The 7,374-nt window shown below is 72.3% G+C and carries 9 protein-coding genes; 6 read left to right on the plus strand and 3 right to left on the minus strand.

Features of this window, described 5'->3' with window-relative positions:
- Window positions 1–30: 30 nt before the first annotated feature.
- On the minus strand, window positions 31–843 hold the full coding sequence (locus tag AOK00_RS04825) for a DUF5819 family protein (RefSeq protein WP_055599068.1): 813 nt from the start codon (window positions 841–843) through the stop codon (window positions 31–33).
- 112 nt (window positions 844–955) lie between these two features.
- On the opposite strand from AOK00_RS04825, the gene paaA reads away from it, so the two are divergent.
- From paaA to AOK00_RS04855, 6 genes are all read left to right on the plus strand, one after another.
- Window positions 956–2,008, plus strand: a complete 1,053-nt coding sequence (gene paaA, locus AOK00_RS04830) for a 1,2-phenylacetyl-CoA epoxidase subunit PaaA (RefSeq protein ID WP_055599069.1) — start codon at window positions 956–958, stop codon at window positions 2,006–2,008.
- Window positions 2,005–2,292 (plus strand): 1,2-phenylacetyl-CoA epoxidase subunit PaaB, encoded by a 288-nt coding sequence (gene paaB, locus AOK00_RS04835; RefSeq protein WP_055599070.1) that lies wholly within the window; start codon window positions 2,005–2,007, stop codon window positions 2,290–2,292. The genes paaA and paaB overlap by 4 nt, the downstream gene beginning before the upstream one ends.
- Window positions 2,289–3,029, plus strand: a complete 741-nt coding sequence (gene paaC / locus AOK00_RS04840; RefSeq protein ID WP_055599071.1) for a 1,2-phenylacetyl-CoA epoxidase subunit PaaC — start codon at window positions 2,289–2,291, stop codon at window positions 3,027–3,029. The genes paaB and paaC overlap by 4 nt, the downstream gene beginning before the upstream one ends.
- Window positions 3,023–3,520, plus strand: a complete 498-nt coding sequence (gene paaD / locus AOK00_RS04845; protein ID WP_055599072.1) for a 1,2-phenylacetyl-CoA epoxidase subunit PaaD — start codon at window positions 3,023–3,025, stop codon at window positions 3,518–3,520. The genes paaC and paaD overlap by 7 nt, the downstream gene beginning before the upstream one ends.
- Window positions 3,521–4,624 (plus strand): 2Fe-2S iron-sulfur cluster-binding protein, encoded by a 1,104-nt coding sequence (locus tag AOK00_RS04850; protein ID WP_055599073.1) that lies wholly within the window; start codon window positions 3,521–3,523, stop codon window positions 4,622–4,624.
- Between the two features lie 121 nt (window positions 4,625–4,745).
- Window positions 4,746–5,879 carry an acyl-CoA dehydrogenase family protein gene (locus AOK00_RS04855; protein WP_055599074.1) on the plus strand — a complete coding sequence of 378 codons (1,134 nt, stop codon included), beginning with the start codon at window positions 4,746–4,748 and terminating at the stop codon, window positions 5,877–5,879.
- Window positions 5,880–5,914: 35 nt separating this feature from the next.
- Here AOK00_RS04855 and AOK00_RS04860 read toward each other — a convergent pair whose 3' ends face one another.
- Both AOK00_RS04860 and AOK00_RS04865 read right to left on the minus strand, forming a co-directional pair.
- Window positions 5,915–6,259 (minus strand): rhodanese-like domain-containing protein, encoded by a 345-nt coding sequence (locus AOK00_RS04860; protein WP_055599075.1) that lies wholly within the window; start codon window positions 6,257–6,259, stop codon window positions 5,915–5,917.
- Window positions 6,260–6,315: 56 nt separating this feature from the next.
- Window positions 6,316–7,059 (minus strand): hypothetical protein, encoded by a 744-nt coding sequence (locus AOK00_RS04865; RefSeq protein ID WP_106975874.1) that lies wholly within the window; start codon window positions 7,057–7,059, stop codon window positions 6,316–6,318.
- Between the last annotated feature and the right edge of the window lie 315 nt (window positions 7,060–7,374).

The following is a 7,374-nucleotide window of genomic DNA, read 5'->3' on the forward strand; positions in this document are numbered from 1 at the left end:
GGCCGGGAGTGGGTCTGGGGGTGGGAGTGCTCATCGGCCCGCCTCCGTGCGGCTTCGGTCGACCCCGGCGGGCCGGTCGGCGTCGGTGACCGGCCACCACGGGAAGTCGCGGTAGGAGGGAGCGGTGTCGTTCTTCTCGGAGCTCCACCCGGGGGCCGGGACCGCCCGGGTGACGGTACGCAGCTGGACGCGCTCCACGTCACCGGACCGGTCCGCGAGGCGGAGCATGGCGATCCGGCGCATGTACTCCTCCGAGAGACGGCCGCGCATCCCGTTGGGGGTGTGGTCGTCGGAGTGCGAGTTGAGATAGAAGTCCACGGCCCGCCGGAGCTCGTTCTGCTGGGCGTGGCTGGGCATCGGGTTGTGCCGGATCGCCTCGGCGTCCTGGGCGGTGAGATCGATCCAGCCGGTGGTCCGGCGGCTGCCGTCGGCGGCGACGATCTCGGCCCGGACCTCCACGGAGACGTTCTGCTGGAGCGGGTTGGGCGCGAAGAGCTTCCAGTTCTGTTCGAACTCGGGATAGACCCAGTCGTCGACGGCCTGGCCGTGCCGCTTGGTCAGCGTGTTGGACGGCGCGACGTGCAGGAACACCATCGCCAGATGGACGCACGCGAAGACTCCGGCGACGGCGAGCGCCACGGCGAGGACGACCTGGTAGGGCATCGACAGGGCCATGATCCCGACGCCCCCGCGGTCCGCCGCGGGTGACCCGTCCGGGCCATCGGCCGGGGGGCTCGCGAAGGGCACTGTCACGGCCGGCGGGGCCTCGCTCCCGGTGCCGGCCGGGGGCGTCGGACGGCCGTCGTCCGCGTCGGCGGCGCCTTTTTCGACGTACGCGTCCATCCCGCCCCGATCCCGATCGGCTCACCTCGGTTATCCACAGGGTTGACACCATACGGGCCGCCGACTCACCATTGAAGCTATTCAACCGAACGATCGGTCGGTAGGGAGTCCGATGACCGCAGTGACGGCAGGGACGGCAGAGACCACGGGCGCGCCCGGCGTGTCGGACGCGGCCGTAGCGGCGGAGCAGGCCGCCTACGAGGCCGTGTTCGACGCCGCAGTGGCCGCCGACGAGCGGATCGAGCCGCGCGACTGGATGCCCGAGGCGTATCGCGCCTCGCTCGTCCGGCAGATCGCGCAGCACGCCCACTCCGAGATCATCGGCATGCAGCCCGAGGCGAACTGGATCACCCGCGCGCCCTCGCTGCGGCGCAAGGCGATCCTCATGGCGAAGGTCCAGGACGAGGCCGGCCACGGCCTGTACCTGTACAGCGCGGCGGAGACCCTCGGCACCAGCCGCGACGAGCTGCTCGACAAGCTCCACTCGGGCCGCCAGAAGTACTCCTCGATCTTCAACTACCCCACGCTGACCTGGGCCGACGTCGGCGCGATCGGCTGGCTCGTGGACGGCGCCGCGATCACCAACCAGGTCCCGCTGTGCCGCTGCTCCTACGGGCCGTACGCCCGCGCGATGGTCAGGGTCTGCAAGGAGGAGTCCTTCCACCAGCGCCAGGGGTACGAGGCACTCCTCGCCCTCTCCCGCGGCACCGAGGCCCAGCACGCCATGGCGCAGGACGCCGTGGACCGCTGGTGGTGGCCCTCGCTGATGATGTTCGGGCCGCCGGACGACGAGTCCACCCACACCGCCCAGGCGATGGCCTGGAAGATCAAGCGGCACTCCAACGACGAGCTGCGGCAGCGCTTCGTCGACATCGCCGTGCCCCAGGCCGAGGCCCTCGGACTCACCCTCCCCGACCCCGACCTCCGGTGGAACGAGGAGCGCGGGCACTACGACTTCGGCGCCATCGACTGGGACGAGTTCTGGGACGTCCTCAAGGGCAACGGCCCCTGCAACGAACAGCGGCTGAGCCGCCGACGCCAGGCCCACGAGGACGGCGCCTGGGTCAGAGAGGCCGCGGCGGCCCACGCGCAGAAGCACCGCGTGGACAAGCACCACGCCGAGCAGCACCAGCACACCGGCAAGCACGGGGAGGCACAGGCATGACGAGCGACGGTTGGCCGCTGTGGGAGGTGTTCGTGCGCTCCCGCCGCGGGCTGTCCCACACCCACGCGGGCAGTCTCCACGCGCCCGACGCGGAGATGGCCCTGCGGAACGCCCGTGACCTGTACACCCGCAGGAGCGAGGGCGTGTCGATCTGGGTCGTGCCCTCGGCGGAGATCACCGCCTCCTCGCCCGACGAGAAGGACCCCTTCTTCGAGCCGGCCGCGGACAAGCCCTACCGCCACCCGACGTTCTACGAGATCCCGGAGGGGGTGAAGCACCTGTGAGCACCACCCCGGCCACGAGCGGGGCCGCCGTGATCACCGGCGCCGCCCTCGCCCTCGGTGACGACGCCCTCGTCCTCTCCCACCGCCTGGGGGAGTGGGCGGGCTCCGCCCCCGTCCTGGAGGAGGAGGTCGCCCTGGCCAACATCGCGCTCGACCTCCTCGGCCAGGCCCGCGTCCTGCTCTCCCTCGTCGGCGACGAGGACGAACTGGCGTACCTCCGCGAGGAGCGCTCCTTCCGGAACGCGCAGCTGGTCGAGCAGCCGAACGGCGACTTCGCCCACACCATCGCCCGGCAGCTCTACTTCTCCACCTACCAGCGACTTCTGTACGGCCAGCTGGCCTCCGGCGACGGCCCCTTCGCCGGCCTCGCGGCCAAGGCCGTCAAAGAGGTCGCCTACCACCAGGACCACGCCGAGCACTGGACACTCCGCCTCGGCGACGGCACCGACGAGAGCCACCGCCGCATGCAGCGGGCCTGCGACGCCCTCTGGCGGTACACGGGCGAACTGTTCCAGCCCGTCGAGGGAGTCGACGTGGACCACGCGGCCATGGAGAGCGCCTGGCTGGCCTCGGTGACCGACGTCCTCGGCAGGGCCACGCTCACCGTGCCCGAGGGCCCGCGCACCGGCGCCTGGGCCGCCGGCGCCGGCCGGCAGGGACTGCACACCGAGTCGTTCGGACGGATGCTCGCCGAGATGCAGCACCTGCACCGCAGCCACCCGGGGGCGACATGGTGACCATGACGGCCCTGGAGGAGGAGCTGAGCCGGATCGCCGGCGCCGTCCTCGACCCCGAACTGCCCGTCCTCACCCTGGCGGAGCTCGGCGTCCTGCGCGGCGTCCACGTCACGGGACCCGGCCGGGTCGAGGTCGCCCTCACGCCGACGTACACGGGCTGCCCCGCCGTCGAGACCATGTCCTCGGACATCGAGCGCGCACTCCACGAGCACGGAGTGCCGGAGGTCTCCGTCGTCACGGTCCTCGCCCCCGCCTGGTCCACCGACGACATCAGCGAGGAAGGGCGGCGCAAGCTCGCCGAGTTCGGCGTCGCACCACCGCGCCCCCAGGGCCCGGCCGGCGGCCCGGTACCGCTGACCCTGGCGATCCGCTGCCCCAACTGCGGCTCCACCGACACCGAACTCCTCAGCCGCTTCTCCTCCACCGCGTGCAAGGCCCTGCGCCGCTGCACCGCCTGCCGCGAACCGTTCGACCACTTCAAGGAGCTGTAGATGGAGTCCTCAGGCGTGGGCGCCCGGGCCGGCGGACGGGCCGGGTTCCACCCCCTCAGGGTGAGCGAGGTCGAGCAGCTCACGGACGACTCCGTGGCGGTCACCTTCGCCGTCCCGCCCGAGCTCCACGACACGTACCGGCACCTCCCCGGCCAGCACCTCGCCCTGCGCCGCACCGGCGAGCACGGGGAGGAGATCCGGCGCACGTACTCGATCTGCGCCCCCGCCACCCCGGCCGGCGAGGCCCCCGTCCTGCGCGTCGGCATCCGGCTCGTGGACGGCGGCGCCTTCTCGACGTACGCCCTCAAGGAGCTGGCCGTCGGCGACCTCGTCGAGGTCATGGAGCCGATGGGCCGCTTCTCGCTCACCCCGCGCCCCGGCCACTTCGCGGCCGTCGTCGGCGGCAGCGGCATCACCCCGGTCCTGTCGATCGCGGCCACCCTGCTCGCCCGGGAGCCCGAGGCCCGGTTCTGCCTGATCCGCAGCGACCGCACCGCCTCGTCCACGATGTTCCTCGACGAGGTCGCCGACCTGAAGGACCGCTACCCCGACCGCTTCCAGCTGGTCACCGTCCTCTCCCGGGAGGAGCAGCAGGCCGGTCTGCCGTCCGGCCGGCTCGACCGTGAACGGCTCGCCGAGCTGCTGCCCTCGCTCCTGCCCGTCGAGGCCATCGACGGCTGGTTCCTCTGCGGCCCCTTCGGGCTCGTCCAGGGCGCCGAGCAAGCCCTGCGCGGCCTCGGGGTCGACCGCGGCCGGATCCACCAGGAGATCTTCCACGTCGACGACGGCTCCGCGCCCGCCCCGGTCCCCACCGCCGACACCCCGGCGCACGCCACGCTGACCGCGACCCTGCACGGGCGGTCCGGCACCTGGCCGGTGGACCGCGGCGAGACCCTCCTCGACACGGTGCTCCGCTCCCGCGCGGACGCCCCGTACGCCTGCAAGGGCGGAGTGTGCGGCACATGCCGTGCCTTCCTCGTCGGCGGAGAGGTGCGGATGGACCGCAACTTCGCGCTGGAACCGGAGGAGACCGAAGCCGGATACGTCCTGGCCTGTCAGTCCCACCCGGTCACCCCGGACGTGGAGCTGGACTTCGACCGCTGACGCATGAGGAGCCGGCGCCACGCCCCGACCCAACTGTGGCGCCGCCATTCCCTTCCACTAGAACCTGTTCTATCTTGACGAACCGTCAGGACGAGCAGGGGCACAACGGGAGGGCAGGGCAGTGGACTTCACCTTCACCGAAGAGCAGCAGGCGGCCGTCGAGGCCGCCAAGGCGGTCTTCTCGGGCGTCACGCCCGACGCGGTACCGAGCCCCGCCCTCACCCCGGGCGCCGTGTCCGAGGACCTCGACCGACCGCTCTGGTCCCGCCTCGCCGCCGCCGACCTCCTCGGCCTCATGGTGTCCCCGGAGCACGGCGGCGGCGGGCTCGACCCCGTCGCCCTCTGTCTCGTCCTGCGCGAATCGGCCCGCGTCCTGGCCCGCGTCCCCCTCCTGGAGACCAGCGCCGTCGCCATGACCGTCGAGCGGTACGCACCCCCGAACACCGCCGCCGGACTGCTCCCCCGCGTGAGCCGCGGCGAACTCGTCCTCACCGCCGCCGCCCAGGGACGCACCGGCCACGACCCCGCCGAACGCGCCGTCACCGCACGCCGCGACGGCACCGACTGGATCCTCGACGGCCTGCAGACCGCCGTCCCCTGGGCCCACGGCGCCGACATCATCGCCGTACCGGCACACACCCCCGACGGCGCCACCGTCCTCGCCCTGCTGCCCCGCACCCACGACGGACTGACCCTCACCGCCCAGTACTCCACGAGCGGCGAACTCCTCGCGGAACTACGGCTCGACGCCGTCCGCCTCGACAGCGCCGACGTCATCGACACCGAAGGCGCCTGGGACCGGCTGCGCGGACTCCTCACCACCGGCACCTGCGCGCTCGCCCTCGGCCTCGGCGAGGCCGTCCTCACCATGACGAGCCAATACACCGGGAAACGCGAACAGTTCGGCCACCCCGTCGCCACCTTCCAGGCCGTCGCCGTCCAGACCGCCGACCGCTACATCGACCTGCGCGCCATGGAGGTCACCCTCTGGCAGGCCGCATGGCGCCTGTCCAGCGAAGCCGAAGCGGCACTCCCCGCCGAAGGGGACATCGCCGTCGCGAAGATCTGGGCCTCCGAAGGCGTACGACGGGTGGTGCAGACCGCTCAGCACCTGCACGGCGGCTTCGGCGCCGACACCGACTACCCGCTGCACCGCTTCCACGCCTGGGCCAAGCACCTGGAGCTGTCACTCGGCCCCGCCGCGGCCCACGAGGACGCCCTGGGCGACCTCCTGGCCGCCCATCCCCTCGACTGAGCCCCGCCGCAGCCGGCCGGAAAGCCCGGAGAACGTCAGAGAACGAAGGCCGGGCTTCCGGTACCCGTCACCATCGGCCGCCCGGCACCGTCCCAGGCGAGCATGCCGCCCTCGACGTTCACCGCGTCGAAGCCCTGCTGCACCAGATACTGCGTGACCTGCGCCGACCGGCCACCCACCCGACACATCACGTACGCACGACCGCGCTCGGCCACCGCCTCGGTCACCTCACCGAAGCGGGCCACGAAGTCGCTCATCGGCACGTGCAGCGCACCCTCGACATGCCCGGCCGCCCACTCGTCGTCCTCCCTGACGTCCAGCACCAGGGCATCGGCCGGCACGGAAGCCGCGTCCACCGAGGGCAGAGGGGAGAAATTCATGGGACCGGCCTTCTCTCGATCAGTACCGCCCGAAGGTCTCGAGCGCACGGAAAAACCTACTGCACCAGCCCGGCCAGCTCGCTCTCCCGCTCGGAGACCTGAGCGAGCAGCTGCTCCGCGATCTCCTCCAGGAGACGGTCCGGGTCCTCCGGCGCCATCCGCAGCATCGCGCCGATCGCGCTCTCCTCAAGCTCACGCGCCAGCGTCGACAGCATGTCCTTGCGCTGCGCCAGCCACTCGAGGCGCGCGTACAGCTCCTCGCTCTCGCTGAGCCGCTCCTCGGCCGGCACGGGACCGGCCTCCCACTCGGCGGACAGCTCGCGGAGGACGGCCTCGTCGCCGCGGGCGTAGGCGGCGTTCACCCGCGTGATGAACTCCTCGCGCCGCTTCCGCTCGTCCTCCTCGCGTGCCAGGTCGGGGTGGGCCTTACGGGCCAGCTCCCGGTAGAGCCTGCGGACCTCCTCGTTGGGACGGACCCGCTTCGGCGGCCGCACCGGACGGTCGGTGAGCATGGCCTCGGCCTCGGGGGAGAAGCCGTCGGAGTCGATCCAGTCGTGGAACAGCTCGTCCACCCCCGGCATCGGCATGACCGCGGCCCGCGCCTCCTGCGCGCGCCGAAGGTCCTCGGGGTCACCGGTCCGCGCCGCCCGCGCCTCGGCGATCCGGGCATCGAGCTCGTCGAGCCGCGCGTACATCGGGCCGAGCTTCTGGTGGTGCAGCCGCGAGAAGTTGTCCACCTCGACGCGGAAGGTCTCGACGGCGATCTCGAACTCGATCAACGCCTGCTCGGCCACCCGCACAGCACGTTCGAGCCGCGCCTCGGGCCGCTCGTCACGCTCGGCCTGCGGCGCCCCGCTCGCAAGCGGCTCGTCCCGGCCCGGCTCCTGCTGTGGCGACTCGCTCCCGGACGGCTCGTCCTGAGGCCGCTCGCTCTCGGGGCCCTCGTTCGCACCCTGGTGCACGCTCACGTCTACGCCCGCCCACGTCCTCGTTCCGGCTCGTCCCACCCAGCCTACGGTCCTTCGGAGGGGGCCTCCCCCCTCCGAAGGACCGTAGGCTGGGTGGGACGAGCCGGAACGAGGACGTGGGCGGGCGTAGACGTGAGCGTGCACCAG

This window comes from Streptomyces aureus, from assembly GCF_001418135.1.
Classification (GTDB): Bacteria; Actinomycetota; Actinomycetes; order Streptomycetales; family Streptomycetaceae; genus Streptomyces; species Streptomyces aureus_A.

What these genes read in the sequence shown, in the direction of transcription:
- AOK00_RS04825 (WP_055599068.1), bottom strand. Translation starts at nt 843, where the DNA reads ATGGACGCGTACGTCGAAAAAGGCGCCGCCGACGCGGACGACGGCCGT.
- paaA (WP_055599069.1), top strand. Translation starts at nt 956, where the DNA reads ATGACCGCAGTGACGGCAGGGACGGCAGAGACCACGGGCGCGCCCGGC.
- AOK00_RS04850 (WP_055599073.1), top strand. Translation starts at nt 3,521, where the DNA reads ATGGAGTCCTCAGGCGTGGGCGCCCGGGCCGGCGGACGGGCCGGGTTC.
- AOK00_RS04860 (WP_055599075.1), bottom strand. Translation starts at nt 6,259, where the DNA reads ATGAATTTCTCCCCTCTGCCCTCGGTGGACGCGGCTTCCGTGCCGGCC.
- paaD (WP_055599072.1), top strand. Translation starts at nt 3,023, where the DNA reads ATGGTGACCATGACGGCCCTGGAGGAGGAGCTGAGCCGGATCGCCGGC.
- paaB (WP_055599070.1), top strand. Translation starts at nt 2,005, where the DNA reads ATGACGAGCGACGGTTGGCCGCTGTGGGAGGTGTTCGTGCGCTCCCGC.